This is a genomic window from Oleiphilus sp. HI0079 (assembly GCF_001635105.1).
The window spans coordinates 1-1,301 of record NZ_LWFT01000610.1 but is presented as its reverse complement, the minus strand read 5'-3'; the positions used below and the strand labels follow the sequence as shown (position 1 = coordinate 1,301).

General features: G+C 45.9%; 1 protein-coding gene. It reads left to right on the top strand.

Features of this window, described 5'->3' with window-relative positions:
* Positions 1 to 651: 651 nt before the first annotated feature.
* The gene (locus A3750_RS10825) at positions 652 to 1,125 is read left to right on the top strand and encodes a peroxiredoxin (RefSeq protein WP_068453987.1); all 474 of its coding nucleotides are present in this window, start codon (positions 652 to 654) and stop codon (positions 1,123 to 1,125) included.
* The last annotated feature ends 176 nt before the right edge of the window (positions 1,126 to 1,301 follow it).

The window sequence follows — 1,301 nt, the reverse complement described above, 5'->3', positions numbered from 1 at the left end:
TCGATTTCTTGTATGAATTGTTCGGTCTCTCCAGCTCTCTTCTCAGCATTGCTGTCAGCAATTAACGGTAAGCTAAGAGACAGTAAGGCAATTGATGAGACTAAGAAAAATAGAATGCGTGTTACTGTCCGAAAACAAGTAGGAACCATAATAGTCAAAAGACACTCCTTTTTTCTTATCTTTATAATCGGCGAATATCGCCATTGTAAGGGGGTAATGTGCACGTCAATGTTGCCGCATTCGAGACTCGTCATTCACCTCGCTTAATACTATGCAGGCAACACGCTCATTAAACCCTTAATGGCTTTTTAAGGCCATAGCGAGGTTAGTGTAACGAATATCTGAATTTCACGCGCGATTGTCGTATTTTTCGTGCCTGATCGCGGTTAAAGTGCTTTTTCGTTTGAAGGAGCTTGTTGCAGAGAAGATCCTTTTGTTATGGATTGTCGTAAAGAAAGACGAGCTGCAAAAGGCTTGATCCTGCATGAGCTGTCATCCAACAACAGGGTATTGAATACAACGGGTGAAATCCCCGTTTATAACCGCTCAAAAGAGTGTGTTTTGATTAACTGGTAATGTTAGATATCGGATCTGGTGAAAACCATTTTCATTTTTACGCCGCAGGGCGCTCTTAAATAAGGATTTTTATTGATGTTAAAAGTAGGCGATAAAATACCAGCACATACCTTTCAATACTTGGCTGAAGATGGGATGCAAAGCCCAACGACAGAAGCGTTGTTTTCCGGGAAAAAAGTCGTTCTGTTTGCCGTGCCTGGAGCATTTACACCGACATGTTCCGCGGCTCACTTGCCGAGCTATGTTGTTCATGCTGATGCAATCAAAGGGCAAGGTGTCGATGCCATTATTTGTACCTCCGTAAACGACGCGTTTGTTATGAAGGCTTGGGGAGATAGCGCGAATGCTGAACATCTTGTCATGCTTGCTGATGGCGATGGGGCGTTTGCAAAGGCGATCGGTATGGCTGTCGACACAGGTGCGTTTGGAGGGCTGCGGTCTCAACGCTACTCTATGGTTGTTGATGACGGGGTTGTTAGTGCGTTGAATGTAGATGAGCCGATGCAGTACGAGGTGAGCGGCGCTGAAACGATCCTAGAGCAGCTTTAAGCTGGTCTAGGTGGTATTTTCAGAGGGCTAGCCGCGAGCTTTTGCTAATATGCCTCACCGAGTGGCGATCATTTATTTCTGGCCACATGCAAGCGCACAAGCGCTAAAAGGGAAGCGGCTTGATGAAGCCAGCGACTTCCCCTTCCTCTACGAGCTGCGCAAATTGTTCGGCCAAC